Source organism: Streptomyces albidoflavus (assembly GCF_000719955.1).
Lineage (GTDB): Bacteria > Actinomycetota > Actinomycetes > Streptomycetales > Streptomycetaceae > Streptomyces > Streptomyces albidoflavus.
In genome coordinates, this window is record NZ_JOII01000016.1 from 18,826 (window position 1) to 45,164 (window position 26,339).

A 26,339-nucleotide genomic window follows, 5' to 3' on the forward strand; every position below is an offset into this window, starting at 1 on the left:
CCGTTCACGAAAGCTGCTCTGAGCAAGCGCTCATTCACGGCTACCGTAACCGCCGGAAGGCCGCCGCGGCAGGGGGTCCCGCCGGGCGGCCTCCGGAGCCGGGCCCTCAGCTGCCGGACGGCTCCAGCCGGATCACCACCGACTTGCTGGCCGGGGTGTTCGAGGTGTCGGCGGTGGAGTCCAGCGGCACCAGGACGTTGGTCTCCGGGTAGTAGGCGGCGGCGCAGCCGCGCGCCGTCGGGTAGTGCACCACCCGGAAGCCGGGCGCGCGCCGCTCCACGCCGTCCTTCCACTCGCCGACCAGATCGGCGTACGCGCCGTCGGCGAAGCCCAGCTCCCGGGCGTCGTCCGGGTGGACCAGCACGACCCGGCGGCCGCCCCGGATGCCGCGGTAGCGGTCGTCGAGGCCGTAGATCGTGGTGTTGTACTGGTCGTGCGAGCGCAGGGTCTGGAGCAGCAGGCGGCCCTCGGGCAGGTGCGGGTGCTCGACCGGGGCGTCGGTGAAGTGGGCCTTGCCGCTGGGGGTGGGGAAGCGGCGCTCGTCGCGCGGGGCGTGCGGCAGGGCGAAACCGGCCGGGTCGGCGACCCTGGCGTTGAACTCCTCGAAGCCGGGGACGACGCGGGAGATCCGGTCGCGGATCAGCGCGTAGTCCCCCTCGAACTCCTCCCACGGGGTGGCCGACCCCTCGCCGAGGACGGCGCGGGCGAGGCGGCAGACGATCGCGGTCTCGGAGAGCAGCGCGGGTCCGGCCGGCTCCAGGCGGCCGCGGGAGGCGTGGACCATGCCCATCGAGTCCTCGACGGTGACGAACTGCTCGCCGCCCGCCTGGACGTCCCGCTCGGTGCGGCCGAGCGTCGGCAGGATCAGGGCGTGGGCGCCGGTGACCGCGTGCGAGCGGTTGAGCTTGGTGGAGACGTGGACGGTCAGCCGCGCCCTGCGCATCGCCGCCTCGGTGACCTCGGTGTCGGGGGAGGCGGCGACGAAGTTGCCGCCCATGGCGAGGAAGACCTTGGCCTCGCCGTCGCGCAGCGCGCGGATGGCGCGGACCACGTCGAGGCCGTGGTGGCGGGGCGGGGTGAAGCCGAACTCGCGCTCCAGCGCGTCCAGGAAGGCGGGGGCGGGGCGCTCGAAGATGCCCATGGTGCGGTCGCCCTGGACGTTGGAGTGGCCGCGGACCGGGCAGACGCCGGCACCCGGGCGGCCTATGTTGCCGCGCAGCAGGAGGAAGTTGACCACTTCGCGGATGGTCGGCACGGAGTGCTTGTGCTGGGTGAGGCCCATCGCCCAGCAGACGACGGTGCGCTCCGAGGCCAGCACCATCCGCAGCGCCTCCTCGACCTCGGCCCGCTGGAGCCCGGTCGCGGTCAGCGTCTCCTCCCAGCCGGTCTTGGCGGCGGTGGCGGCGAACTCCTCGTACCCCTCGGTGTGGGCGGCGACGAACTCCTCGTCGACGGCGCCCGGCGTCTTCAGGATGAGCGAGTTGAGCAGGCGGAACAGGGCCTGGTCGCCGCCGAGCCGGATCTGGAGGAAGAGGTCGGTCAGCGCGGTGCCGCGGGCCATGCCCTTGACGGTCTGCGGGTTCTTGAACCGCTCCAGGCCGGCCTCGGGCAGCGGGTTGACCGTGATGATCTTCGCGCCGCCCTGCTTCGCCTTCTCCAGCGCCGAGAGCATCCGGGGGTGGTTGGTGCCCGGGTTCTGCCCGGCGACGATGATCAGGTCGGCCTGGTACAGGTCCTCCAGGAGCACGCTGCCCTTGCCGACGCCGATGGTCTCGGTCAGCGCGGAGCCGGACGACTCGTGGCACATGTTCGAGCAGTCGGGGAGGTTGTTGGTGCCGAACTCGCGGGCGAAGAGCTGGTAGAGGAAGGCGGCCTCGTTGCTGGTGCGGCCCGAGGTGTAGAAGAGGGCCTCGTCGGGGGAGGAGAGGGCCTTCAGCTCACCGGCGATCAGCTCGAAGGCCCGCTCCCAGCTGACCGGCGTGTAGTGGTCGGCGCCCTCGGCCAGGTGCATCGGTTCGGTGAGGCGGCCCTGCTGGCCCAGCCAGTAGCCGCTGCGCTCCGCGAGGTCGGCGACGGAGTGCTCGGCGAAGAAGGCCGGCGTGACCCGGCGCAGGGTGGCCTCCTCGGCGACGGCCTTCGCGCCGTTCTCGCAGAACTCCGCCGCGTGCCGCTTGTCCGGCTCGGGCCAGGCGCAGCCCGGGCAGTCGAAGCCGTCCTTCTGGTTGACCCGGAGCAGGGTCAGGGCGGTGCGGCGCACGCCCATCTGCCGGGCGGACATCCGCAGGGAATGGGCGACCGCGGGCAGACCCGCCGCGGCGTGCTGGACCTCCCCGACCTCGGGGGCGTCCTGGACGGGGTCACCGGTGGGCGGCTTGGCTGCCATGCTGCGCTCCCCTTCGAGCGTGGTGCCGGGCCGGCGGGGGCCGGTCCGGGCGCCTTCTGTGCTGGACCTTCCACGATCCTGTCATGCCGGTCCGGCGGCCGTCAGTGACCTGCGGTGAGCTTGTTGTGAGGAGGCCGGGGAGCGGCGGCGCGGGGCCGGTTGTCACAGCGGCGTGGCAGGATCGGAGGCGTGGCAGAGACAGCATCGAAGAAGAAGTCCGCAGTGGTCGCCGATCCGGCAGCCGACCGCCCCCGCCTCATGCTCATGGACGGGCACTCCCTGGCGTACCGGGCGTTCTTCGCGCTGCCCGCGGAGAACTTCACGACCGTGACCGGCCAGCCGACCAACGCGATCTACGGCTTCGCGTCCATGCTGGCGAACACCCTGCGTGACGAGCAGCCGACGCATTTCGCCGTCGCCTTCGACGTCTCCCGCAAGACGTGGCGGTCCGAGGAGTTCACGGAGTACAAGGCGAACCGCTCCAAGACCCCCGACGAGTTCAAGGGCCAGGTCGAGCTGATCGGCGAGCTGCTCGACGCGATGCACGCGCCGCGCTTCGCGGTCGACGGCTTCGAGGCCGACGACGTCATCGCCACCCTCGCCACCCAGGCGGAGGCGGCGGGCTTCGAGGTCCTCATCGTCACCGGCGACCGCGACTCCTTCCAGCTGATCAGCGACCACACCACGGTGCTCTACCCGACCAAGGGCGTCTCCGAGCTGACCCGCTTCACCCCGGAGAAGGTCTTCGAGAAGTACGGGCTGACCCCCGCCCAGTACCCGGACTTCGCCGCCCTGCGCGGCGACCCCTCCGACAACCTCCCGGGCATCCCCGGCGTCGGCGAGAAGACGGCCGCGAAGTGGATCAACCAGTTCGGTTCCTTCGCCGAGCTGGTGGAGCGCGCCGAGGAGGTCAAGGGCAAGGCCGGGCAGAACTTCCGCGACCACCTGGAGGCGGTGAAGCTCAACCGCCGCCTCACCGAGATGATCCGCGACGTCGAGCTGGACCGCACCGTCACCGACCTGGAGCGCGCCCCGTACGACCGCAAGGCGCTCACCCTGGTCCTGGACACCCTGGAGATCCGCAACCCCTCGCTGCGCGAGCGGCTGCTCGCCGTCGACCCGGGGGCGGCCGAGGAGGAGACCGCCACCGAGCCGGCCGTCGAGATCGACGGCGCGGTCCTCGGCGCGGGCGAGCTGGAGCCCTGGCTCGGCGAGCACGGCGGTTCGCTGCTCGGCATGGCCACCGTCGACACCTGGAAGCTCGGCGAGGGCTCGGTCACCGAGGTCGCGCTGGCCGCGCCCGGCGGGGCCGCCGCCTGGTTCGACCCGGCGCGGCTGGACGAGGCCGACGAGAAGGCGTTCGCCCAGTGGCTGGCCGCCGCCGACCGCCCGAAGATCCTGCACAACGCCAAGGGCGTCATGCGGGTCTTCGCCGAGCACGGCTGGCGCGTCGAGGGCGTCACGATGGACACCGCCCTCGCCGCCTACCTGGTCAAGCCGGGCCGCCGCTCCTTCGCGCTGGACGCACTCTCCCTGGAGTACCTGGGCCGTGAGCTGGCCCCGGCCACCGCCGACGGGCAGCTCACCCTCGGCGCCGACGACGAGGCGGAGGCGCACGCCCTGATGGTGCAGGCCCGCACCGTCCTCGACCTCGGCGCGGCCTTCGGCGAGCGACTGGAGCAGGTCGGCGCGACGGGGCTGCTGGCCGACGTGGAGCTGCCCACCTCGATCCTGCTGGCCAGCCTGGAGCGGGCTGGCATCGCCGCCGACCGGGACCATCTGGAGGCGATGGAGCGGCAGTTCGCCGCCGCCGTCCAGCAGGCGGTGAAGGAGGCGCACGACGCGGTCGGCCGCGAGTTCAACCTCGGCTCGCCCAAGCAGCTCCAGGAGGTCCTCTTCGGCGAGCTGAACCTCCCGAAGACCAAGAAGACCAAGACCGGTTACACCACCGACGCCGACGCTCTCGCCTGGCTCGCCGCGCAGACCGACCACGAGCTGCCGGTGATCATGCTGCGCCACCGCGAGCAGGCCAAGCTCCGCGTCACCGTCGAGGGCCTGATCAAGTCGATCGCCACCGACGGCCGCATCCACACCACCTTCAACCAGACCGTCGCCGCCACCGGCCGGCTCTCCTCCACCGAGCCGAACCTGCAGAACATCCCCGTCCGCACCGACGAGGGCCGCGCCATCCGCCGCGGCTTCGTGGTCGGCGAGGGGTACGAGTCGCTGATGACGGCCGACTACAGCCAGATCGAGCTGCGCGTCATGGCCCACCTCTCCCAGGACGAGGGCCTCATCGAGGCGTTCACCTCCGGCGAGGACCTGCACACCACGGTCGCCTCCCAGGTCTTCGGCGTCGAGCGGGACGCCGTCGACGCCGAGATGCGCCGCAAGATCAAGGCCATGTCGTACGGCCTGGCGTACGGGCTCTCCGCCTTCGGCCTCTCCCAGCAGCTGAACATCGACGCGGGCGAGGCACGCGCGCTGATGGACACCTACTTCGAGCGGTTCGGCGGTGTCCGCGACTACCTGCGGCACGCCGTGGACGAGGCCCGCGCCACGGGCTACACCGAGACGATGCTCGGCCGCCGCCGCTACCTCCCGGACCTCAACAGCGACAACCGCCAGCGCCGCGAGACCGCCGAGCGGATGGCGCTCAACGCCCCCATCCAGGGCACCGCCGCCGACATCGTCAAGATCGCCATGCTGCGGGTCCACCGCGCCCTGACCGAGGCCCGGCTCAGCAGCCGGATGCTCCTCCAGGTGCACGACGAAATCGTGCTGGAGATCGCCCCGGGCGAGCGGGAGCGGGTCGAGGAGATCGTCCGCCGCGAGATGGCGGACGCGGTGCGGCTCCGCGCCCCGCTGGACGTCTCGGTCGGCGTCGGCCAGAACTGGGAGGCGGCCGCGCACTGACGCGGCCGCGCCGTACGCGCGAGTGCCCAAGGGCCGTCCGCCCGGGAGGAGTTCCGGGCGGACGGCCCGTCGGCGTTCCGGCGGCGCCGCCGGGTGGAGGAATCGTGCCGGTTCCCCGCCCGCGTACAACCCTCCTGTGTGCTGCTGTGTCGAAAGGGTCAGCCGGTGCGTAGCTGACGTGCCGACCACGCGCATGTGGCCAAGTGGTGAATACCGGTCAGCGACGGGTGCCCGTGCGCGGCAGGGTCCCGTAGGGTCGCCAGAGCCGTCCGACCGGGCGCCGGCGCTCCGGGGACGGTTCGTCGACGCGGGAGGGGTTCCAGACAATGGCGGCACTGTTCGGACGGCGGATGCGGCGGGGAGCGGCCAGTACGGCCGTCGCGGCGGCGGCGATGGCGGCACTCTCCGCCTCCGGGGCCCCCTCGGCCGTGGGTGAGCAGCCGGCGGCTTCGGCCGCCGAGCGGCCCTCGGCGGGCGCGTCCGGCCAGGAGGACCCGTCGGTCACCGGCGACTCCCCGTACCACACCGACCTGCCGCCGCTGAAGGGCCCGGGGCGGAACGATCCGCCGGACGAGACGCCGGCCACCGGTTCCGCCGAGTCCGGGATACCCGCGACCGTCCTCGACGCCTACCGCAAGGCCGAAGCCTCCCTCGCCGCCAGCAACCCCCGCTGCCGCGTGCCCTGGGAACTCCTCGCCGCCATCGGCAAGGTGGAGTCCGGCCACGCCCGCGGCGGCCGCCTCGACACCAACGGCACCACGCCCTCCCCGATCCTCGGCCCCGTCCTCAACGGCGTCGGCTTCGCCAACATCTCCGACACCGACGGCGGCGCCTACGACGGCGACACCCTCCACGACCGCGCCGTCGGCCCCATGCAGTTCATCCCGCAGACCTGGGAGAGCTGGGGCCGCGACGGCAACGGCGACGGCAGGCGCGACCCGAACAACATCTACGACGCCGCCCTCGCCGCCGGCAGCTACCTCTGCGCCCACGACCGCGACCTGACCGTCGAACGCGACCTGCACCAGGCGATCCTCGGCTACAACCGCTCGCAGGAGTACCTGCGGACGGTCCTGCACTGGTACGACTACTACCGCAAGGGCGCCCACGAGGTCCCCGACGGCAGCCAGCCCGCTCCGGGCGCCCCGACCGGCAGCGGCGGCACGACGCCGTCGCCCGCCCCGGTCCGCCCCGGCACGCCGAGCCCGTCGCCCACCAAGCCGGGCAAGCCCACCAAGCCCGCCAAGCCCGGCGACGGCAGCTCCTCCAAGCCGACGCCGCCGCCGACCACACCCCCGCCGACCACGCCGCCCCCGACCACCCCGCCGCCCACGACGCCCGCGCCCGCCACCCGCCTGGTCGACCTCGGCGACGGCGCGCTCAGCGCCCCCGCCGGGGAGCGGTTCGCCGAGCGCCCGGCCGTGCGGGCCGAACGCGCCGACAAGAAGCCGGCCGCCCAGGCCAAGGTCCGCTTCACTCTGACCGGGGAGACCGGCACCACCTTCGAGGGCGGCGCCACCACCGTCACCGTCACCACCAAGGCCGACGGCGTCGCCAAGGCCCCCGCCCTGCTCGCCGGCGGCAAGCCCGGCGCCCTCACCGTCAAGGCCACCCTCCTCGGCACCACCGAGCCCGTCACCCTCGGCCTGCGCGGCGAGGTCACCGCGCCCCGCGCCGACAAGCTGGTCCGCACCGACGAGACGGAACTGACCTGCGAGGCCGGCGCCACCTTCGAGGGCCGCGTCGCCCTGACCGCCACCCGGGACGGCCAGGCGGCCCCGGGCGTCGCCGCCACCGCCACCGTCCTCGCCGGCGCCGACCCCGCCGACGGCGAGAAGGCCGCCGACCAGGGCCCCTACTTCCTCACCCCCGGCGACGAGCCCGCCGAGGACCGCCGCACCCGCGAACTCACCCTCACCACCGACGCCAAGGGCAACCTCCTGCTCCCCGAACTCCACACCGACGACACCACCGGCACCTTCCGCCTCCGCGTGGAGACGACGGGCGGGGCGGTCATGGTGCTGGAGCTGAAGGTGACCGACCCCACCTGACGGGCAAGTCCACCCCGCACCGCCCCCGGTCCCGTGCGAACCGGGGGCGGTGCGGTGCGGCGCGCACAAGGCGGTGCGGGATGCCCGTCCCGGCGAGCCGCCGGCCGCTTCCCTGGCCAGGCCCGGTGTGCCTGCGGGTGCCCCTTGCGGCTCTGGCCGACCGCCCCCCGTCCGAGCCGTGGCGCGGCCGCCGTCAGCCCCCGCCCCGCCCCTCCCGCTCCGCCCGTGCCTTGGTGTGGCGGGTCGGTGTCGCCGTGGCCGGGTTCTCAGGCCAGGGGTGTTTCGGGTAGCGGCCGCGGAGTTCGGCGCGGACGGCGCGGTAGCCGTCCGCCCAGAAGGAGGCCAGGTCGGCGGTGACGGCGGCGGGGCGGCCCGCGGGGGAGAGGAGGTGGACGAGGACGGGGACGCCGGCGACCAGCGGGGTCCCGGTGAGGCCGAAGAGTTCCTGGAGCTTGACGGCGAGGACCGGGCGCTCGGGATCGGTGTAGTCGAGGCGGACGCGCGAGCCGCTCGGTACCTCCAGCCGCTCCGGGGCCAGTTCGTCCAGGCGGCCCGCCTCACCGCCCGCCCACGGCAGCAGGCGGCGCAGGCAGCCACCCGCGTCGATGCGGCCCAGGTCGGCGCGGCGCCGGGCCCGTCCCAGCTCCGGCTCCAGCCACTCCTCGGCGCGGGACAGCAGGGCCTCCTCCGAGACGTCCGGCCAGGCGCCGCCCACCGCCCGGTGCAGGAAGGCGAGGCGCCGCCGCAGTTCGGCGGCCTCCCTGCTCCAGCGCAGCAGCCCGAGCCCCTCGCGCTCCAGACCCGTCAGCAGCGCCGCCCGGACCTGACCGGCGCCGCCCGTGCCGGTCAGCGGCCGTACCGCCAGTTCGACGGCGCCCAGCCGCTCCACCCGGCGGGCGACCACGTCGCCGCCGGTCCAGCCGATCTCCTCGCCGTCCCGGTGCAGCGGCGCCGCCGCCCACCGGGCCGTCGCCTCGTCGACCGGGGCCGCCAGCCGCACCCGGGCCCGCGCCCGGTCCACCGGCCGGTCCGCGACCGCCACCGCCAGCCAGCGGCTCTCCCGCAGCGCCGAACCGGGGCCCAGTTCCGCGCCGGTGCCCGAGACCATGAGGTAGCCGTCGCCGGCGCGGGCCCGTGCCAGCCGTTCGGGGAAGGCCAGCGCGGCGACGAGCCCGGCCGCCGCGTCGTCACCGGCCGTGCCCTCGCGCGGGGCCCCGCGTACCGAGGACGCCAGCCGCTTCGCCTCGCGGCGCCAGCGGGCCGCGTACGCGTCCTGGCCCCGGCGCGCGGTCCGCCAGGCGGCGGCCAGGTCGTCGCCGTAGGCGCGCGGCGGCTCCTCGCTCAGCAGGGCGACCAGCTCGGCCGCCCGCGCGCCGCCGACCTCGGGCGCCCCGTCGAGCAGCGCCCGGGCCAGCCGGGGATGGACCCCGACGCCGGCGAACCGCTCGCCCCGCGCGGTGACGGCGCCCTGGTCGGTCACCGCGCCGAGGGCGGTCAGCACCTCGCGGGCGGCGGCCATCGCTCCGGCGGGAGGCGCATCGAGCAGGGCCAGGCCCGAGGCGTCCGGGTCACCCCAGGAGGCGGCCTGGAGGGCGAAGTCGGTGAGGTCGGCGACCTTGATCTCCGGCGGCGGGAAGCGCGGCAGCCGGGCGTCCTCCGCCTCGGCCCAGCAGCGGTAGACGGTCCCCGGCGCCTCCCGTCCCGCCCGGCCCGCGCGCTGGCGCCCCGACGCCTGCGAGGCCCGGACCGTGGTCAGCGCGCTGAGGCCGCGGGCGTGGTCGGTACGTGGTTCGCGGGCCAGCCCCGAGTCGACCACCACCCGCACCCCGGGCACCGTCAGGCTCGACTCGGCGACCGAGGTGGCCAGCACCACCCGGCGCCCCGGCGACCCGGCGAGCACCGCGTCCTGCACCGCGGCCGGCGCCCGCCCGTGTACCTGGAGCACCTCCACCTCCGGCAGCGCCCCCAGCTCCCCGGCCACCCGCCCGATCTCCCCGACCCCGGGCAGGAAGCACAGCACGTCCCCCTCGCGCTCGGCCAGCGCCCGCCGCACCGTCGCCGCGACATGGCCCAGCAGCGCCGGGTCGACCCGCATCCCGTGCGGCGGCCGGATAGTCCCGGGCGGCGGCGCCCACACCGTCTCCACCGGGTGGCTCACCCCCTCGGCGGTCACCACCGGCGCCCCGCCCAGCAGCCGCGCCCACCCCTCGGCGTCCGTGGTCGCCGACGCCGCCACCAGCCGCAACTCCGGCCGCAGCGCCGCGCGTACGTCCAGCAGGAAGGCGGCGGCGGTGTCCGCGTCGAGGTGCCGCTCGTGGCACTCGTCGATGATCACGACGTCGACGCCCGGCAGCTCCTGGTCCCGCTGGAGGCGGCGGACCAGCACACCCGTGGTCACCACCTCGACCCGGGTCTCCGGCGAGACCACCCGCTCGCCGCGCACCGTGTGCCCGACGCGGCGCCCCGGCTCCTCGCCGAGCAGCCAGGCCATCCGCCGGGCCGCCGCCCGCGCGGCGATCCGGCGGGGCTCGGCGACCAGTACCCGGCGCGGCGGCCCGTCCCCGAGCAGCCCGGCGAGGGCGAGCGGGACCAGCGTCGTCTTGCCGGTACCGGGCGGCGCGCACAGCACCGCCGTACCCGGCCCGTCCAGCGCCTCGCGCAGCGCGGGCAGCACGGAGCGGACGGGCAGCTGGGCCAGGGCGTCGGTACGGATCATGCCCCCAGTCTCGTACGGACGTCCGGGCCGGTCAGTCGCGGGCGCAGACGAAGATCGCGGTGCCCGGGATCAGGTTGCCGCGCAGCGGGGACCAGCCGCCCCACTCCTGGGTGTTCCAGGCCGGCCACTCCGGCTCGACCAGGTCCACCAGGCGCATCCCGGCGCCGACCACGTCGCGGACCCGGTCCCCGAGGGTGCGGTGGTGCTCGACGTAGACGGCCTGCCCGTGCTCGTCCTGCTCGACGTAGGGGGTGCGGTCGAAGTAGGAGGCGGCGACGGAGAGCCCCTCGGGGCCCGGCTCGTCAGGGAAGGCCCAGCGGACCGGGTGGGTCACCGAGAAGACGAAGCGGCCGCCGGGCCGCAGCACGCGGCGCACCTCGCGCACCACCTCGACCGGCTCGGCGACGAAGGGCAGCGCCCCGTAGGCCGAGCAGGCGAGGTCGAAGGAGCCGTCCGCGAAGGGCAGCGCCCCGGCGTCCGCCTCGACCAGCGGCACCTCGCCGCCGATCCGCAGGGCGTGCTGGAGCTGGCGGTGCGAGAGGTCCAGGGCGACGGGGCGGGCGCCCTCGGCGGCGAGCCAGCGGGAGCACTGGGCGGCGCCGGCGCCGATCTCCAGGACGTCCAGCCCGTTCAGGCTCCCCTCGGGGCCCAGCAGTCGGGCGTCGGCCTCGTCGAGCCCCTCGGGGCCCCAGACGAAGCGGTCGTCGCCGAGGAAGGCGCCGTGCTCGCGCTGGTACTCGTCGGCGTTGCCGTCCCACCAGCCGCGGCTGGCCCGGCTGCTCTCGGCGGGGGAGGCGGTGCGGCGGGTCGCCTCCGGTTCCGGGGCCTCGTCGGCGGCGGACCGGGGCGGTACGGGCTCTTGGATGATCGGCTCCCTCGTCGTACTCTCCGTACTTCCACCGGAGCCGCGCCCCGGTGCGGCGGCCGGGCGCGGGACGGGCCACGTGGCCTCAGGCAACGGGAATTGTGCCGGGTTTGCGGCTTGCGCCCCGGGTGTGCGCCTTCGCGCATTGACCCTGTCCGGCTGCCCCCGTATGCTACAAGTTGCGCTGCGAGCCTGCGCTCCTCAGACCTAGCAGGATGTGCTCGCTTCTGTTGTGTGTCCCCTCGGTTGTACGAGGCGAGGACCCCCGGTTTCCCGGAGGTCGCGCCTCTGAAGGCTGTCCGACTGCTGCAGAGTGAAACCGGCTCCGTGCGCGGCAGTACCTACGACTTCATGTCCGTACCGGAGCCCTTTCCCACATGACGAGCAGCACCGAGACCACCGCCACCACCCCGCAGGTTGCGGTCAACGACATCGGTAACGAGGAAGCTTTCCTCGCCGCGATCGACGAGACGATCAAGTACTTCAACGACGGCGACATCGTCGACGGCGTCATCGTGAAGGTCGACCGGGACGAGGTCCTGCTCGACATTGGTTACAAGACCGAAGGCGTGATCCCGAGCCGCGAGCTCTCGATCAAGCACGACGTCGACCCCAACGAGGTCGTCGCCGTCGGCGACGAGATCGAGGCCCTGGTTCTCCAGAAGGAGGACAAGGAAGGCCGCCTGATCCTGTCCAAGAAGCGCGCTCAGTACGAGCGTGCCTGGGGCACGATCGAGAAGATCAAGGAAGAGGACGGGATCGTCACCGGTACCGTCATCGAGGTCGTCAAGGGTGGTCTCATCCTCGACATCGGCCTCCGTGGCTTCCTGCCGGCCTCCCTCGTCGAGATGCGTCGCGTCCGCGACCTCCAGCCCTACGTGGGCAAGGAGCTCGAGGCCAAGATCATCGAGCTGGACAAGAACCGCAACAACGTGGTCCTGTCCCGCCGTGCCTGGCTGGAGCAGACCCAGTCCGAGGTCCGCCAGACCTTCCTCACGACCCTCCAGAAGGGTCAGGTCCGTTCCGGCGTCGTCTCCTCGATCGTCAACTTCGGTGCCTTCGTGGACCTGGGTGGCGTCGACGGTCTGGTCCACGTCTCCGAGCTGTCCTGGAAGCACATCGACCACCCGTCCGAGGTTGTCGAGGTCGGCCAGGAAGTCACCGTCGAGGTCCTCGACGTCGACATGGACCGCGAGCGTGTCTCCCTGTCGCTGAAGGCGACCCAGGAAGACCCGTGGCAGCAGTTCGCCCGGACGCACCAGATCGGCCAGGTCGTTCCCGGCAAGGTCACCAAGCTCGTTCCCTTCGGTGCGTTCGTCCGCGTCGACGAGGGCATCGAGGGTCTGGTCCACATCTCCGAGCTGGCCGAGCGCCACGTGGAGATCCCGGAGCAGGTCGTCCAGGTCAACGACGAGATCTTCGTCAAGGTCATCGACATCGACCTCGAGCGCCGCCGCATCAGCCTCTCGCTGAAGCAGGCCAACGAGGCCTTCGGCGCCGACCCGTCGGTCGTCGAGTTCGACCCGACCCTGTACGGCATGGCCGCGTCCTACGACGACCAGGGCAACTACATCTACCCCGAGGGCTTCGACCCCGAGACCAACGACTGGCTCGAGGGCTACGAGACCCAGCGCGAGGCGTGGGAGACCCAGTACGCCGAGGCGCAGCAGCGCTTCGAGCAGCACCAGGCCCAGGTCATCAAGTCCCGCGAGGCCGACGCCCAGGCTGCGGCCGAGGGCACCGACACCGCTGGTGCGGCCCCGGCCGCTTCCGGTGGCACCGGTGGCGGCGGCGGCTCGTACTCCTCGGAGTCCGCGGACAACTCCGGCGCCCTGGCGTCGGACGAGGCCCTGGCTGCCCTGCGCGAGAAGCTGGCCGGCGGCCAGAGCTGAAGCACCACGCTCTGACCGGCTGACAAGCCCGCACGGAAGGCCCGCTCCCCTCGGGGGGCGGGCCTTCCGCCATTTATGGCGGCGGGGTGCGGCGGGTGGTTACGGCGTGACGGGGATGTTGGTGAGCCCCTTGCCGCCGGTCACCGTGTTGGAGGCGTGCACGGTGGTGGGGCACTCCGCCGAGCGGTGGGTGACGTTGACGGCCAGCTGGTGCGGGCCGGTGGCGCCCGTCAGGTCGCTGTGGTTGTCCCGGAAGACGGTGCCGCAGCCCCAGCCGGGCTGCTGCTGGTGGGTCTCGAAGCCGTTGTTGGTGGTGTTGCGGCCGGTGTTCCCCGCCACCAGCACGCCGTTGCCCTTCACGTCCACCCACGAGTCGTCGTAGTTGGCGCCGGTCAGGCCCCGCCCGTCGAAGGTGTTGCCCAGGACGCGGGCGCCCGTGGTGCCCTCCTTGATGTCGACGGACTCGCCCCGGACGTCCGGGCCGATGGTGTTGTTCTCGATGGTGATCCGGTCGCTGCGGTCGGTGAGGGTGTTGGCGGTGCCGACGTAGACCCCCTCGCCCATGCCGCGGCCGTCGCGCCCGGTGTCGTAGATCCGCGAGTCGCGCAGGGTGCCGTCGCTGCTGGACTGCCGGAAGTGGACGCCCTCCATGGTCAGGCCGTGGACGGTGACCCCGGTGACGAGGACGCCGTCCGCCGCGTCCACCATGATTCCCTTCTGCCCGCCGGTGACGGTCAGGTTCTCCACCGTCCAGTGCGCGGCCCCGTTCAGGTGGAGCCCGTACCCGCCGGAGGCGGTCAGCACGGCGCGGGGAGAGCCGGTCAGGGTGATGCGGGCGCCGGCGGTGGCGGGGACGGTCGCCTTGAAGTTGCCGGTGTACGTGCCGTCGGCGAGGCGGATGGTGTCGCCGGGGCGGACGGCGGTGAGGGCGGCCTTCAGCTCCTTGGCCGTGGTCACCTCGATCACGGCGGCGGGGGCTGCCGTCGCGGTGCCGGGGCCGCCGACGAGGAGGGCCGCCGAGGCGAGGGCCGTGGCCAGCAGGGCAGGGGCGGTGCGCATGAGGGATGCCTTCCGACGGACCTGTCGGGGGAGGTGCGGGGCCGGTGGTCGCGCCGGGCGGTGACGCTAGGGACGGGGCGCGACCCTGTCAAGGTCTGGACCAATGCGGGGGCGGATGTGGTGCCTTCACCCGGTGAAAGCGGGGCCACGGCGGGAATGACGGTGCCCGGTGGGACGTTCTGCACTAGGGACACGAGGAGGAACGGTCACAGTGCAGGATCGAGACCCGCAGGATCTGTACGCATGGGAGCCGAAGGGGCTCGCCGCGGTGGACACCGCGCTGGCCCAGGAGTCGGCCGGGCTCGTCATGCTCTACCACTTCGAGGGATACATCGACGCCGGGCAGACCGGGGAGCAGATCGTCGACGAGCTGCTGGAGAACCTCCCGCACCAGCCCGTCGCCCGCTTCGACCACGACCGGCTCATCGACTACCGGGCCCGCCGGCCGCTGCTCACCTTCAAGCGCGACCGCTACACCGACTACGAGGTCCCGGCGCTCGAACTCCACCTGGTGCAGGACGCCACCGGCGCCCCCTTCCTGCTGCTCTCCGGGCCCGAACCGGACGTGGAGTGGGAGCGGTTCGCCGCCGCCGTCCAGCAGGTGGTCGAACGCCTCGGGGTGCGGCTGACCGTCAGCGTCCACGGCATCCCGATGGGCGTCCCGCACACCCGCCCCGTGGGCCTCACCCCGCACGGCAACCGCACCGACCTGGTCCCCGGCCACCCCACCCCGTTCGACCAGGCGCAGGTGCCCGGCAGCGTCGAGGCGCTCATCGAGTACCGCCTCATCCAGACCGGCCACGACGTCCTCGGTGTCGGCGCCCATGTCCCGCACTACGTCGCCCGGTCCGCCTACCCGGACGCCGCGCTGACCGCGCTGGAGGCGATCACCGCCGCCACCGGCCTGGTGCTGCCCACCGTCGCGCACACCCTGCGCACCGAGGCGCAGCGCACCCAGACCGAGATCGAGCGGCAGGTCGGCGAGGGCGACGAGGAACTCGTCGCGCTGGTCCGGGGGTTGGAGCACCAGTACGACGCGGTGGCCGGTGCCGGGTCGCGCGGCAACATGCTGGCCGAGCCCGCCGACCTGCCCTCCGCGGACGAGATCGGGCGCGAGTTCGAGAAGTTCCTCGCGGAGCGCGAGGGGGAGTAGCCCGCGGGGCGGGGGCGGCCGGACGTTAGGCTGCCCCCGCCCTGCCACCGGTGCGGGGCCGGGCGAGTGGGAGGAGACGCGGCGTGCTGATCGTGGGGCTGACGGGCGGGATCGGGGCCGGCAAGAGCGAGGTGTCCCGGCTGCTGGTGGAGCACGGGGCGCACCTGGTCGACGCGGACCGGATCGCCCGCGAGGTGGTGGAGCCCGGGACGCCGGGGCTGGCCGCCGTGGTCGAGGCGTTCGGGGAGTCGGTGCTCGCGGCCGACGGTTCGCTGGACCGCCCCAAGCTGGGTGAGATCGTCTTCGCCGACCCCGAGCGGCGAGCCGTGCTGAACGGGATCGTCCACCCGCTGGTGGGGGCCCGGTCGGCCGAGCTCCAGAGCCAGGCCCCCCAGGACGGCGTGGTCGTCCACGACGTGCCGCTCCTCACCGAGAACGGCCTGGCCGAGCTGTACGACCTGGTGATCGTGGTGGACGTCGAGCCCCGGACGCAGGTGGAGCGGCTGGTGCGCTCGCGGGGGATGAGCGAGGAGGAGGCCAGGGCGCGGATGGCCGCGCAGGCCGGACGCGAGGAGCGGCTCGCCGTCGCCGACATCGTGATCGACAACGAGGTGTCGCTCGACGCGCTGCGGGGGAGGGTCGCTGAGGTGTGGACCGAACTCGACGCCCGGGCCAAGGCCGGCCGCTGACCCGCCGCCCGGCGGGGAACATTTCGGCGCGGGGGCGTGTTCGCGGGTGAGGACGAGGAAAGGGGCCGGGGTGGCCGAGGGTAGTCCGGAGACGGATGTCATCGATTATCGGGCGGCCGAGCAGCTGCTCGCGGCCCGGGACCCACGGGGTGCCGTGAAACTGCTGGACTCGGTGATCGCCCGCCATCCCGAGCACACGGCGGCCCGGCTGCTGCGGGCCCGCGCCTTCTTCCTCTCGGCGCAGCTGCGCGCGGCGGAGCTGGAGTTCACCGTGGTGCTGGAGCGCGAGCCGGACAACGCCTTCGCCCACTTCGCCCTCGCCCGCACCTACGAGCGCGCCAACCGCCCCGAACAGGCCCGCCGTCACTTCCGCCTCGCCGCCGCCCTCGATCCCCGGCCCGACTACCTGGCGGCGGCCCGCTTCGACGACTAGGACCTGTCCGGTCCGTGCGCCCTGACCTGCGGAAATACGGTGGTGCCCCGGAGCGGCCCTCCCGTAGGGTGCGGCGCATGAACCAGGTAGCCCGTCCCGCCGTCCGTCCCGTACGCGCCGATGAGTGGCGGGAGGCGAAGGAGCTGCGGCTGGCCGCGCTGCGGGACCCGGTGGCCCCGATCGCCTTCCTGGAGACGTACGAGCGGGCCGTCGCGGAACCGGACTCCTTCTGGCGGGAACGGACCGAAGGGGCGGCCGACGGGACGCGGGTGCGCCAGTTCGTCGCCGAGGGCCCGGACGGGACCTGGGGCGGCACCGTGACGGTGCTGGTCGAGGACGAGGGCGCGGACGACGCGTTGGGCGGGACGGTGCGGCGGCGGCAGACGCACCTCGTCGCTGTCTACGTCCGCCCCGGGTGCCGGGGCGCCGGGGTGATCGACGCGCTCATCGAGGCGGCCGTGGCATGGTCGTGGTCGGTCGCGGAGGTGACGCGGGCACGGCTCTACGTGCACGAGGACAACGCGCGGGCCGAGCGCGTCTACCGGCGGTGCGGTTTCCGGCGCTCCGGGGAGACCGTCCCGATGCGGGGCGAGCCCACCAAGGTCGAGCGGGAGATGATCCTCGACCGGCTCTAGGGTGCGCCCGGAATGCGCACGCCCGGCTCCTCCCTCACCTCGCGCTTAGTTCGGCTCGCTGGGCGAGGGACGCGAGTCTGCTCGTCGTCGCCCTCACGCGTCGGCGGGTCGATGACACCGGGCTGCTCCACTCCGACTTCGCGGACACCCAGCTGCGTTCCGCCCCGTGGTCAGCGGCGGAGGAACCGCCGGATCTCGCTCACTGATCGTCCCGCCGCTTCTCCGGGGGCCGGGTCGAGCGGCCCGGCGGGACGAGCTGCGGCGGCTGGGTGTGGTGGCGGATGCGGCGGGTGACGACCACGAGGTCGAGGACCGCTACCAGCCAGAGGACGGCGCAGAGCGCCGCCCAGCGGGGCTCGTCGACGAGGGCGAAGGCGACCACTCCCGCCAGGGTCCAGACGACGCCGAAGACGCCGAGGGCCCGGCGCATGCGCAGTGGACTGCGTGCCGTCGTCGGTTCGGTTCCCGTGCGGCCTGTGCGCATCGCTCTCACCTCCGCTCCCTTTCCATGGTGCACCCGGGGGAGGGGGTGGCGGGAGCGGCTCAGCCGTCCAGGCCGCGCAGCCGCTCCATCTCGCGGCGGTCCCGCTTGGTCGGGCGGCCCGCGCCCCGGTCGCGTACGCCGGCGGGGGCGACCGCCTCGCGCGGCGGCGGGGGCGGGCTGTTGTCGACGTAGGCGGTGACGGCGACCGGGGCGCCGACCCGCTTGCGCAGTACGGCGCTCACCTTCACCAGGCGGTCCCGGCCGCCGTACCGCAGCGCGACCTCGTCGCCGACGCGGACCGGCTGGGCGGGCTTGGCGCGCTCGCCGTTGACCCGGACGTGCCCGGCGCGGCACGCGGCCGCCCCCGCCGACCGGGTCTTGACCAGCCGTACCGCCCAGATCCAGGCGTCCACCCGTACCGAACCGCCGCCCTGCGAAGCCTCCGTAGCCATGCGTCGAGCATAGAACGGGAGCCCCGGCGTGCCGTCCCGCTGCCGCCACGGACCCCTGCGGATATTGCGGGCTGTTCCGGACGAAGCAGGTGATCCCGCCGAGGTGGCGGGCCGGTGAGGGGGCGGTATGGAACCGGGGAGCACGCCCGCGCGGAAGTTCGCCTTCCCCAGCGCGATCACCGTCCTGGCCGCCGTCACCCTCGCCGTCTGGCTGCTGGCCTTCCTCATCCCCTCCGGCCGGTACGAGCGGAACGCCGACGGCGCGCCCGTCGAGGGGACGTACCGGCGGGTCGAGAGCGGGCAGAGCCTCACCGACCGGTTCGACGACCTCTTCCTCGCCCCGGTCAACGGCCTCTACGGCATTCAGGACGCCGCCTCGGGCGAGGTCGGCCCCGACTTCAGCGGCGAGCTGTACGGCAGCGCCGGCGTCTTCCTCTTCGTCCTCGCCATCGGCGCCTTCATCACCGTCGTCCTCGCCACCGGCGCCCTCGACCGGGGTATCAGCCGCCTCGCGCACCGGCTGCGCCGGCGCGGCACCCTGCTGATCGCCGGGATCATGGGGATCTTCTCGCTGCTGGGGACGGTCGAGGGCTGGGCCGAGGAGACCCTGGGCTTCTACGGCCTGATCGTCCCGCTGATGCTGGCCCTCGGCTACGACCGGATGGTGGCCACCGGCACCATCATCCTCGGCTCCGGCGTCGGCGTGCTCTGCTCCACGGTCAACCCCTTCGCCACCGGCGTCGCCTCCTCGGCCGCCGGCATCTCGCTGGGTGACGGCATCGTGCTGCGCGCCGCGATGTGGCTGGTGCTCACCGCCGCCACCATCGCCTACGTCGCCCGGTACGCGGGCCGGGTGCGGCGCGACCCGGCCCGCTCGCTCAGCGGCTTCCTCCCCGGCGACCGCGAGCAGGCGGCCGAGGCGGCGGGGGAGCCGCCGGGACTGACCGGGTTGCACCGGGCCGTGCTGGTCGTGGTCGCCCTGGTCTTCGCCTTCATGGTCTTCTCCGTGGTGCCCTGGTCCAGTGCGCTGACCGGGGACGCCGACGCCGAGCCGTACGGCTTCGAACTCGGCTGGTCCTTCCCGCACCTCGCCGCGCTCTTCCTGGCCGCCGCCGTGCTGGTGGGGCTGGTGGCGCGGATGGGGGAGCAGCGGCTGAGCGCGACCCTGGTCCAGGGCGCGGGGGACTTCATCTCCCCGGGCCTGGTCATCGTGCTGGCCCGCGGGGTCACGGTGATCATGAACAACGCGCAGGTCACCGACACCGTGCTGCACTCGGTGGAGAGCGCCGTGCGCGGCACCTCCTCGGCGCTCTTCGCGGTCGTCGTCTTCGTCGTCAACCTCCCGCTGGCCTTCCTGATCCCCTCCAGCTCGGGCCACGCCACGCTCTCCATGCCGATCCTCGCGCCGCTCGCCGACTTCGCCGGGGTTTCCCGGGCCGTCGTGGTCACCGCCTGGCAGTCGGCCAGCGGCTGGATGAACCTGTGGGTGCCCACCACCGCCGTCACCATCGTTGCGGGGTCGCGCTGGCCAAGGTCCGCTACCTGCGGTTCGCCGCGCCCCTGCTCGCCGTCCTCGCCGTGCTGATCTGCGGGTTCCTGGCGCTGGGGGCCGTGCTCAGCTGACCGGGCCCGGCGCCCTGAGCGGATAGGTGACCCGGTCCCGCCAGCCGAGCCCGTCGTGGACGATGAGGCGGACGCCGGTGACGCGGCAGGTGACGGGCAGGGCCGGGGCCAGCCGCGCCCGGACCGCGCCGAACTGTTCGCCGTGGGCCACCGTGACGTGCGGCTCCAGCCCCTCGGGCCCGAAGATCCCCCGGTACGGCACGGCCTCGGGCCAGTGGGCGCGTACGGCGCCGGTGAGCGCGGCCAGCGGGCCGGCGGGTTCGGGGGCGAGGAAGAGCACGCCCGGCTCCTCGCGGAAAGCGGCGAAGCGGAGCGTGAAGGGGGCGTGCGAGGCGAAGAGGGCGCGCAGCGTCGCTTCCGTGCCGCCGGGGTCCGCCGAGCCGGGCCGGACGCGGGCGACGGGGAGGAAGGGGTAGAGGACCGTGGCGTGGGCGCGGATGCCGGTGGTCACCAGCGGGTCCAGTGCCGGGAGCGGAACGGTGAGCGCGGTGTCCCCGGCGCGGTCGCCCCAGCCGTTCTCCTCGGCGGGGCCGTCCTGGCGGGCGGAGAGCTGCTCGGTCACGAGGAGCCATGCTCGCATCCGTACCGCTGCGCGCGGGGTGCGGGTTCCGGGTGGGTCAGTCCTCGCCGCGCCGGGGCGGCGGGAAGTGGCCGGCGCCGACCGTCCGCGACCAGGCGGGGGTGGTGCCGGTGAGCCGGCAGAGCGCCAGGTAGAGCGGGATGGGCGGGGTGTACGGCGCGTCGCCGTCGGGGCAGTGCAGCAGCACCGGCGCGGCGTCGGTCTCCGGGAGCAGCGCGCCGGGCGAGTAGTAGGAGGGCATCGGCCATTCCAGCGCGACGTCCGAGCCGGCGGGGACCACCCACCACCACAGGCCCTGGTCGGCGTAGACGCAGCCGACGCGGGGGAGGCGGGTCATGATCCGGTGCGAGAAGTCCTCAGGGATGCCGACCGCGTCGCAGCCCAGCTGGGTGCGCATGCCCGGCGGCAGCTCCAGGCGCCGGGGCGGCGGGGGGACGCTCTGCCGGGTCCGGGAGAGCCGTGTCAGCGTGTCCATGCTCAGCCGTCGCGATGTGAGTGTCCGCAAGTTTCAGGCCCCGCTTCCCAGGTCGTGCGACGGTCGCGCCGGTAGTTCCGCCCAGACGGTGAGCCCCGTGCCGGTCTCCGCCTCCAGCGCGCCCCAGGCGCTGGCGAGGGCGGCGACGAGCAGCAGGCCCCGGCCGTGCTCCTCGGCGGGTCTGCCCTCGGCGGGGCGCGGCCCGGAGCCGGCGTGCCCCTCGTCGCGGACGGCTATCCGCAGGCACTCGCCCTCGCGCAGGCTGCGCAGCTCGCAGGTGATGCGGCGGCTCGTGGTGTGCACGATCGCGTTGGTCACCAGCTCGGAGACGACCAGGTCGGCCGCCTCGCGGGTGTCCGGGCACACCGGCCAGCCCGCCAGTCGCTCGCGGGTCAGTCTGCGGGCCTCGGAGGCCGAGCGCGGATGGGCGGCCACGTCGAAGCTGCAACAGCGTTCGGCGGCGGCGCCCTGCGGGGGGAGGACGGCGGGAGCTAAGGGGGCGGGCGGAGTCACGTCAGCCACTATCGCCCCGCCACAGACACTTGGCAAGGGTCACTCTGAAAAGTTCACAGTGCAGTGTCCTGAGGGCGATACGCATGGCACACTGCTCGCTAACAGCTCGTCAGTGGAGGTCGACGTGAGCGAACCGCGGTCCGCACCGACCGTCGGCCAGGTCGTGCTGGGCAGACGCCTGCAGGACCTGCGCGAAGGCGCGGGACTGAAGAGGGAGGAGGCGGCGCGCGTCCTACGGGTCGCCCCCGCCACCGTGCGCCGGATGGAGACCGCCGAGGTCGCCCTCAAGATCCCCTACCTGCACCTCCTGCTGAAGGCGTACGGCGTCGGCGACGAGGAGGCGGAAGCCTTCATCACCCTCGCCGAGGAGTCCAACCGCCCCGGCTGGTGGCAGCGGTACCACGACATCCTGCCCGGCTGGTTCAGCATGTACGTGAGCCTGGAGGGCGCCGCGACCCTCCTGCGCAGCTACGAACCGCACTTCGCCCCCGGACTCCTGCAGACCGAGGAGTACGCCCGGGCCGTCCTGGTCTCGGGGGCGGTCGGGCAGACCAGCCCGGACGACATCGAACGCCACGTCGCCCTGCGGATGCAGCGGCAGAGCCTGCTGGAGCGCGAGGACGCGCCCCGGCTCTGGGTGGTGATGGACGAGACGGCGCTGCGCAGGCCCGTCGCCGAACCAGCCGTGATGCGGGCCCAGATCGACCGACTGCTGGACATGGCCGAACGGCCGCACATCACCCTGCAGATCAGCGAGTTCGCGTCCGGACCCCATCCGGGCACGTACGGCCCCTTCGTCCTCTTCCGGTTCGGCGAGCCCGAACTCCCGGACATGGTCTACAGCGAGTACCTGACCGGTGCCGTCTACCTCGACGCCCGCGCCGAGGTGGTCACCTACCTGGAGGTCATGGACCGCATGGCGGCGCATGCCGCGACAGCACATCGCACCAAGGAAATCCTCAAGGATCTCCGCAAGGAGTACTAATGGACCGGTCCCCCATATACAGCGGCATGCCCGCCCGCGAACTCGGCACCTCCGGCTGGCGCAAGCCCTGGAGCGGCGGCAACGGCGGCAACTGCGTGGAGGCCATGCGGCTGGACGACGGGCGCGTCGCGGTGCGCCAGTCCGCCGACCCGGACGGGCCCGCGCTCATCTACACCCACGGCGAGATCAGCGCCTTCATCCAGGGCGCCAAGACCGGCAAGGCCGACTTCCTGATCTCCTGACCCTCGTCCCCGCGCCCCTACGGGCCCTCGTGCGCCACCCATCGTCGTGAACCGGCCAGGTGCCCGAGGGCCCTTGCCGTCCCCGGGCCGATCACGTGTACTCGGCTCCTGCGCACCGGCCCCGCCGCCGGGTCCGCGTCCGATCGCTGATACTCGTCCACAGGGAGCGTGCATGACCGGGCAGGAACAGAACTCCGTGTACATCGACACCACGAAGCCCCACCCGGCCCGCATCTACGACTGGTTCCTGGGCGGCAAGGACAACTATCCGGTCGACGAGGAGATGGCCCGCCAGCTCCTCACCCTCGACGCCCGCGGCCGCGACATGGCCAGAACCAACCGGGCGTTCATGCACCGCTCCACGCGCTGGCTGGCCGGCCCCGGCGGGATGCGCCAGTACCTCGACATCGGCACCGGCATCCCCACCGAACCCAACCTCCACCAGCTCGCCCAGCAGAGCGCGCCCGACTCGCGGATCGTCTACACCGACAACGACCCGATCGTCCTGCGCCATGCCGAGGCCCTGCTCCGCTCCACGCCCGAGGGCGTCACCGAGTACCTCCAGGCCGACGCCAGGGAGCCCCGCAGCATCATCGAACAGGCCGCCAAGGTCCTCGACTTCTCCCGGCCCGTCGCCCTCTCGCTCAACGCCCTCCTCCACTTCGTCTCCGACGAGGACGGCGCCTACGAGCTGGTCCGCGACCTGGTGGCGCCGCTCGCCCCCGGCAGCCACCTCGCCCTTTCGCACGTCGCCTCCGACTTCGACCCGGAGGGCGCCGAGAAGGCCCGGCAGCTCTACGCCCAGCGCGGCCTGACCCTGGCCCCGCGCACCCGCGAGCAGTTCAGCCGCTTCTTCGACGGCCTGGAGCTGGTCGAGCCCGGTATCTCGCTCGCCGCCGAATGGCGCCCCGAGCTGGGCGAACGCGTCGAGGTGACCGGCGACGACCCGATCCCGGGCTGGGTCGCGGTGGCCCGCAAGCCCTGACGGCCGCGTAGCCGGGTGCCTCAGCCGAGCGGGGCCGCCGCGAAGCAGGCGCAGGCCGCCGCGCAGGCGGCGCCCCGGACGTGGTTCCACACCGTCCACTCGGCGACGAACTCGCGCCACGGCGCCTCGCTGCCCGGGTCCTCGGCGTCCAGGGCGGCGAGGCGGTCGTTGCGCGGGACGTTGGCCGCGACCGTCACCCCGAACCCGCCGACCAGGTACAGGGCCGCGCCGAGGACGGCCACGACCAGGCCGTTCTCCGGGCGCAGGACCAGCGCCAGCACGGCCAGCACCGCCGAGAGCGCCGCCGTGCCGAGGAAGACCGCCAGGAACCAGCCCTTCACGATCACCACGTTGATCCGCTGCATCGCCGCGATGCCCTGCGCCGCGGGCAGCCCGGCGAGCGTGCGCATCACCGAGGTCGAGAAGGCGAAGAAGACCCCCGCCACCACGCCGCTGCCCACCGCGGCGACCACGGCCGACGCGGCGAAGATTCCCTCGGACATGGCGGCTCCTCGCTGAGACGGCCCCTGACGGAGCCTCGGATCGACGGTTCAGCATCCTCGCCCGCCCGCCCCTCCCCGGCAAGGGCCCTGGGGTCCCCGCCGCCCGCCGGGGCAGGATGGGACCGTGCGCTTCGAACCGATCAGCCGGGACCGCCTCGCCGATGTCCTCGCCGCCCGTCTGGACGACTTGACCCCCGCCGAGGACGCCACCCGCACCCGGGTCGCCGTCGACGGCGCGGACGCCGCCGACCCCGGGCGGCTCGCCGCCGAACTCGCCGAGCGGCTGCGCGCCCGCGGCCGGCCCGTCCTCACCGTCCCCACCCACGGCTTCCTGCGCCCCGCCTCCCTGCGGTACGAGTACGGCCACCGCGACCCGGACAGCTACCGCGACAGCTGGTTCGACGAAGGCGCCCTGTGGCGCGAGGTGTTCGGCCCGCTGGAGACCGGCGGCAGCGGCACCGTCCTGCCCGACCTCTGGGACCCCGCCACCGACCGGGCCACCCGCAGCGCCCGCCGCGCCCTGCCGCCCGGCGGCGTCCTGCTGCTGTCCGGGCCGATGCTGCTGGGCCGCTGGTTCCCCTTCGACCTCACCGTCCACCTGCACCTGACGCCCGCAGCCCTGCGCCGCCGCACCCCGGCGGACGAACAGTGGACCCTGCCCGCCCTCGCGCGCTACGCCGAGGAGGCCGAACCCACCACCGCCGCCGACGTCGTGGTCCGCCTGGACGACCCCGAGCGCCCGGCCTGGACGGGCTGACCGGACGTCAGGAGGCCCCCCATCGGCACCTGATGTCCGAACATCGCGGTGAATCGCCTTGTGGCGCGTACCCCGGAGTCCCAGACTGAGCGCCATGTCCCAGACCACCGAACCGTCCTCCGCCGGACAGCGCCCCCGCCTCGACCACCTGGTGCTGTGGGTGGCCGACCCGGCCGCCTCGGCCGTCTTCTACCAGGAGACGCTCGCCGCCCAGCCCGTGCGCCTCGCCGAGTTCACCGCGGGCGAGGTCCCCTTCCCCTCCGTCCGGCTCAACGACGACACCATCCTCGACCTGATGCCGCACACCATGGCCCCGCGCACCGAGGTCTTCCCCGGCGCCCACAACGGCTCCGGCCACCCCCTGAACCACTTCTGCGTCGCCCTCACCGGCACCGGGTTCGACGCCCTGGCGGCCCGGCTGGAGCGCCTGGGCGCACCCGTCTCCGAGACCGGCCGGGGCTCCTTCGGCGCCCGGGGCGCGGCGACCCGCAGCTTCTACTTCGGTGACCCCGACGGGAACGTGATCGAGGCCCGCCACTACGACGAGGAGCCGGGCGCCGCCCGTTCCTCCGGCGAGGACGCCGGGGCCTGAGCCGGTCCGGGCAGACCGCCGTCGGGCCCGGCGCTCTCCCCGGCGGGGGCCCGGGTCAGCGCCGTGAACAGGGTGAGCGCCGTCAGCGGCAGCAGCAGGGCGGCCGCCAGCAGGTTCAGCACGCTGTACCCGGCGCCCGCCATGACCAGCCCGGCCACGGCTCCGCCGATCCCGGCCGAGGCGTTCATGGTCAGGTCCGACAGGCCCTGCACCGCCGGGCGCACCCCCTGCGGCACGGCGTCGGTGAGCAGCGCCGACCCCGCGACCAGCCCGGCCGACCAGCCGAGCCCCAGCACGAACAGTCCGGCCGCCGTCCGCCCGTGGCTGGCGCCCGCCGTCCCCGCCAGCAGGGCCGCGCAGCCCAGCAGGGCCACACAGAGCCCGATCACCGGCAGCCGGCCCCGGTCCGCGAGCCGGCCCATCAGCGGTGAGAACGCGTACATCCCCGCGATGTGCCCGCTGATGACCAGGCCGATCAGTTCGATCCCGGCGCCGTGGTGACCCAGCTCCACCGGGGTCATCGACATCACCGAGACCATCACGGTGTGGCTGACCGCGATGACGGCCAGCGCCAGCCGCGCCTGCGGCGAGGTGCGCACGGCGGCCGCCGCCGCCCGGAACGACCGGCCCTTGGGCGTCCGGTCGGCCTCCGGGGCCAGCGCCCGCGCCGTCAGCAGCGGATCGGGCCGCAGCAGCACGGCGACCAGCAGGGCGGCGGCGAGGAAGACGACCCCCGCCCACAGGAACGGGCCCGCCGCCTCCGGCACCCCGAGCCCGGCGACGCTGCGGCCCGCCGGGGCGGCCAGATTGGGGCCGAGCACCGCGCCGATCGTGGTCGCCCAGACCACCAGCGAGATCGCCCTGGCCCGGCGGCCGGGCTCGGCCAGGTCGGCGGCGGCGAACCGGGACTGGAGGTTGGCGCAGGACGAGGCGCCGAAGGCGGCCATGCCCGCCAGCAGCAGGGCGAAGTGCTCCAGCACCGCGCCCGCCACCACCACCCCGGCGCCGGCCGCGCCGATCAGATAGCCGAGCACCAGCCCCGGCCTGCGCCCGCGCGCCGTCATCAGCGCGGCCAGCGGGACCGAGAGCAGGGCCGTGCCCGCCACGGTGGCGGTCGGGGCGAGCCCGGCCACCGCCTCGGTGCCGCCGACCTGCCGGGCCAGCAGCGGGGAGAGCGCCACCCCCACGGCGACCCCGAGTCCGCCGAGGATCTGCCCGGCCACCAGGACCCCGGTCGTCCGGCGGCGCAGGGCTGCCAGCTCCTCGGGGCCGGGCGGCGCGGGTCGGTGCGTGCTGGTCGCGAGGCCGTCGGCTATGTCCACCGCAGCAGTGTGGCAGCGCTCCCGGCGGACGGGA

23 protein-coding genes and 1 pseudogene are annotated in these 26,339 nt (G+C 74.0%); 13 read left to right on the forward strand and 11 right to left on the reverse strand.

The features are described 5' to 3' along the window. Positions 1–106 precede the first annotated feature (106 nt). Positions 107–2,383 carry an FdhF/YdeP family oxidoreductase gene (locus IF45_RS0117990; protein ID WP_018470554.1) on the reverse strand — a complete coding sequence of 759 codons (2,277 nt, stop codon included), beginning with the start codon at positions 2,381–2,383 and terminating at the stop codon, positions 107–109. A 189-nt stretch (positions 2,384–2,572) separates the two neighbouring features. Here IF45_RS0117990 and polA point away from each other — a divergent pair, with 189 nt between their 5' ends. Both polA and IF45_RS0118000 read left to right on the forward strand, forming a co-directional pair. Further along, positions 2,573–5,299 (forward strand): DNA polymerase I, encoded by a 2,727-nt coding sequence (gene polA, locus IF45_RS0117995; protein WP_030308354.1) that lies wholly within the window; start codon positions 2,573–2,575, stop codon positions 5,297–5,299. Positions 5,300–5,625: 326 nt separating this feature from the next. Continuing rightward, positions 5,626–7,350 (forward strand): lytic transglycosylase domain-containing protein, encoded by a 1,725-nt coding sequence (locus IF45_RS0118000; RefSeq protein WP_030308356.1) that lies wholly within the window; start codon positions 5,626–5,628, stop codon positions 7,348–7,350. A 193-nt stretch (positions 7,351–7,543) separates the two neighbouring features. On the opposite strand, the gene hrpB is transcribed toward IF45_RS0118000, so the two are convergent. Together hrpB and IF45_RS0118010 are read right to left on the reverse strand one after the other, a co-directional pair. Beyond that, positions 7,544–10,066: an ATP-dependent helicase HrpB gene (gene hrpB / locus IF45_RS0118005; protein ID WP_030308358.1), complete on the reverse strand. Its 2,523-nt coding sequence runs from the start codon at positions 10,064–10,066 to the stop codon at positions 7,544–7,546. A 31-nt stretch (positions 10,067–10,097) separates the two neighbouring features. Then, positions 10,098–11,024 carry a class I SAM-dependent methyltransferase gene (locus IF45_RS0118010; protein WP_030308360.1) on the reverse strand — a complete coding sequence of 309 codons (927 nt, stop codon included), beginning with the start codon at positions 11,022–11,024 and terminating at the stop codon, positions 10,098–10,100. Between the two features lie 284 nt (positions 11,025–11,308). Between IF45_RS0118010 and rpsA the strand changes: the two genes are divergently transcribed. Further along, positions 11,309–12,823, forward strand: coding sequence for a 30S ribosomal protein S1 (rpsA, locus tag IF45_RS0118015; protein WP_003947498.1), 1,515 nt, complete (start codon positions 11,309–11,311; stop codon positions 12,821–12,823). A 99-nt stretch (positions 12,824–12,922) separates the two neighbouring features. Here rpsA and IF45_RS0118020 read toward each other — a convergent pair whose 3' ends face one another. Then, positions 12,923–13,882 carry a right-handed parallel beta-helix repeat-containing protein gene (locus tag IF45_RS0118020; protein WP_030308362.1) on the reverse strand — a complete coding sequence of 320 codons (960 nt, stop codon included), beginning with the start codon at positions 13,880–13,882 and terminating at the stop codon, positions 12,923–12,925. A gap of 211 nt (positions 13,883–14,093) precedes the next feature. Here IF45_RS0118020 and IF45_RS0118025 point away from each other — a divergent pair, with 211 nt between their 5' ends. The 4 genes from IF45_RS0118025 to IF45_RS0118040 all read left to right on the forward strand — a co-directional run bounded on the left by IF45_RS0118025 (position 14,094) and on the right by IF45_RS0118040 (position 16,792). Next, positions 14,094–15,035: a PAC2 family protein gene (locus IF45_RS0118025; RefSeq protein ID WP_003947496.1), complete on the forward strand. Its 942-nt coding sequence runs from the start codon at positions 14,094–14,096 to the stop codon at positions 15,033–15,035. An 83-nt stretch (positions 15,036–15,118) separates the two neighbouring features. Beyond that, positions 15,119–15,724 carry a dephospho-CoA kinase gene (gene coaE / locus IF45_RS0118030; protein WP_010637123.1) on the forward strand — a complete coding sequence of 202 codons (606 nt, stop codon included), beginning with the start codon at positions 15,119–15,121 and terminating at the stop codon, positions 15,722–15,724. A 70-nt stretch (positions 15,725–15,794) separates the two neighbouring features. Beyond that, entirely contained in the window at positions 15,795–16,157 is a 363-nt protein-coding gene (locus tag IF45_RS0118035) for a tetratricopeptide repeat protein (protein WP_008405210.1), read from the forward strand. Positions 16,158–16,234: 77 nt separating this feature from the next. Further along, positions 16,235–16,792 carry a GNAT family N-acetyltransferase gene (locus tag IF45_RS0118040; RefSeq protein WP_030308370.1) on the forward strand — a complete coding sequence of 186 codons (558 nt, stop codon included), beginning with the start codon at positions 16,235–16,237 and terminating at the stop codon, positions 16,790–16,792. Positions 16,793–16,991: 199 nt separating this feature from the next. Here the strand turns inward: IF45_RS0118040 and IF45_RS0118045 are convergent, their stop codons facing one another. Together IF45_RS0118045 and IF45_RS0118050 are read right to left on the reverse strand one after the other, a co-directional pair. Then, a complete protein-coding gene (locus tag IF45_RS0118045; RefSeq protein ID WP_030308372.1) occupies positions 16,992–17,276 on the reverse strand; it encodes a DUF6343 family protein in 285 nt (94 codons plus the stop codon). Between the two features lie 59 nt (positions 17,277–17,335). Continuing rightward, positions 17,336–17,857: an RNA-binding S4 domain-containing protein gene (locus IF45_RS0118050; protein WP_242534390.1), complete on the reverse strand. Its 522-nt coding sequence runs from the start codon at positions 17,855–17,857 to the stop codon at positions 17,336–17,338. Between IF45_RS0118050 and IF45_RS31440 the strand changes: the two are divergent. Beyond that, positions 17,856–19,351, forward strand: a pseudogene (locus IF45_RS31440) (YfcC family protein). The gene IF45_RS0118050 and the pseudogene IF45_RS31440 overlap by 2 nt on opposite strands. Here IF45_RS31440 and IF45_RS0118060 read toward each other — a convergent pair. The 3 genes from IF45_RS0118060 to IF45_RS0118070 are packed head-to-tail and all read right to left on the reverse strand — an operon-like array spanning position 19,344 to position 20,919. Further along, the gene (locus tag IF45_RS0118060) at positions 19,344–19,913 is read right to left on the reverse strand and encodes a 2'-5' RNA ligase family protein (protein WP_030308374.1); all 570 of its coding nucleotides are present in this window, start codon (positions 19,911–19,913) and stop codon (positions 19,344–19,346) included. The pseudogene IF45_RS31440 and the gene IF45_RS0118060 overlap by 8 nt on opposite strands. A 55-nt stretch (positions 19,914–19,968) precedes the next feature. After that, the gene (locus tag IF45_RS0118065; RefSeq protein ID WP_003947488.1) at positions 19,969–20,406 is read right to left on the reverse strand and encodes a hypothetical protein; all 438 of its coding nucleotides are present in this window, start codon (positions 20,404–20,406) and stop codon (positions 19,969–19,971) included. Between the two features lie 33 nt (positions 20,407–20,439). Continuing rightward, positions 20,440–20,919 carry an ATP-binding protein gene (locus IF45_RS0118070; protein WP_015508053.1) on the reverse strand — a complete coding sequence of 160 codons (480 nt, stop codon included), beginning with the start codon at positions 20,917–20,919 and terminating at the stop codon, positions 20,440–20,442. Positions 20,920–21,043: 124 nt separating this feature from the next. Between IF45_RS0118070 and IF45_RS0118075 the strand changes: the two genes are divergently transcribed. From IF45_RS0118075 to IF45_RS0118085, 3 genes are all read left to right on the forward strand, one after another. Further along, entirely contained in the window at positions 21,044–21,904 is an 861-nt protein-coding gene (locus IF45_RS0118075) for a Sco1979 family transcriptional regulator (RefSeq protein WP_003947486.1), read from the forward strand. Continuing rightward, on the forward strand, positions 21,904–22,146 hold the full coding sequence (locus IF45_RS0118080; RefSeq protein ID WP_003947485.1) for a DUF397 domain-containing protein: 243 nt from the start codon (positions 21,904–21,906) through the stop codon (positions 22,144–22,146). The genes IF45_RS0118075 and IF45_RS0118080 overlap by 1 nt, the downstream gene beginning before the upstream one ends. Before the next feature lie 172 nt (positions 22,147–22,318). Next, complete coding sequence (locus IF45_RS0118085; protein ID WP_003947484.1) at positions 22,319–23,131, forward strand: SAM-dependent methyltransferase; 813 nt, start codon at positions 22,319–22,321, stop codon at positions 23,129–23,131. 20 nt (positions 23,132–23,151) lie between these two features. Here IF45_RS0118085 and IF45_RS0118090 read toward each other — a convergent pair whose 3' ends face one another. Then, complete coding sequence (locus tag IF45_RS0118090) at positions 23,152–23,634, reverse strand: anthrone oxygenase family protein (RefSeq protein WP_003947483.1); 483 nt, start codon at positions 23,632–23,634, stop codon at positions 23,152–23,154. A 124-nt stretch (positions 23,635–23,758) separates the two neighbouring features. On the opposite strand from IF45_RS0118090, the gene IF45_RS0118095 reads away from it, so the two are divergent. Continuing rightward, positions 23,759–24,391 (forward strand): nucleoside/nucleotide kinase family protein, encoded by a 633-nt coding sequence (locus IF45_RS0118095; protein WP_003947482.1) that lies wholly within the window; start codon positions 23,759–23,761, stop codon positions 24,389–24,391. Positions 24,392–24,485: 94 nt separating this feature from the next. Next, positions 24,486–24,983, forward strand: coding sequence for a VOC family protein (locus IF45_RS0118100; RefSeq protein WP_003947481.1), 498 nt, complete (start codon positions 24,486–24,488; stop codon positions 24,981–24,983). Here the strand turns inward: IF45_RS0118100 and IF45_RS0118105 are convergent. Beyond that, positions 24,929–26,305, reverse strand: coding sequence for an MFS transporter (locus IF45_RS0118105; protein ID WP_030308379.1), 1,377 nt, complete (start codon positions 26,303–26,305; stop codon positions 24,929–24,931). The genes IF45_RS0118100 and IF45_RS0118105 overlap by 55 nt on opposite strands. Positions 26,306–26,339 lie beyond the last annotated feature (34 nt).

Bases quoted from the DNA above. Each gene is read 5' to 3' on its own strand.
- IF45_RS0117990 (WP_018470554.1), bottom strand. From the start codon at position 2,383: ATGGCAGCCAAGCCGCCCACCGGTGACCCCGTCCAGGACGCCCCCGAG.
- IF45_RS0118090 (WP_003947483.1), bottom strand. From the start codon at position 23,634: ATGTCCGAGGGAATCTTCGCCGCGTCGGCCGTGGTCGCCGCGGTGGGC.
- IF45_RS0118040 (WP_030308370.1), top strand. From the start codon at position 16,235: ATGAACCAGGTAGCCCGTCCCGCCGTCCGTCCCGTACGCGCCGATGAG.
- hrpB (WP_030308358.1), bottom strand. From the start codon at position 10,066: ATGATCCGTACCGACGCCCTGGCCCAGCTGCCCGTCCGCTCCGTGCTG.
- IF45_RS0118045 (WP_030308372.1), bottom strand. From the start codon at position 17,276: ATGCGCACAGGCCGCACGGGAACCGAACCGACGACGGCACGCAGTCCA.
- IF45_RS0118000 (WP_030308356.1), top strand. From the start codon at position 5,626: ATGGCGGCACTGTTCGGACGGCGGATGCGGCGGGGAGCGGCCAGTACG.
- IF45_RS0118100 (WP_003947481.1), top strand. From the start codon at position 24,486: ATGTCCCAGACCACCGAACCGTCCTCCGCCGGACAGCGCCCCCGCCTC.
- rpsA (WP_003947498.1), top strand. From the start codon at position 11,309: ATGACGAGCAGCACCGAGACCACCGCCACCACCCCGCAGGTTGCGGTC.
- IF45_RS0118080 (WP_003947485.1), top strand. From the start codon at position 21,904: ATGGACCGGTCCCCCATATACAGCGGCATGCCCGCCCGCGAACTCGGC.
- IF45_RS0118065 (WP_003947488.1), bottom strand. From the start codon at position 20,406: ATGGACACGCTGACACGGCTCTCCCGGACCCGGCAGAGCGTCCCCCCG.
- IF45_RS0118085 (WP_003947484.1), top strand. From the start codon at position 22,319: ATGACCGGGCAGGAACAGAACTCCGTGTACATCGACACCACGAAGCCC.
- IF45_RS0118020 (WP_030308362.1), bottom strand. From the start codon at position 13,882: ATGCGCACCGCCCCTGCCCTGCTGGCCACGGCCCTCGCCTCGGCGGCC.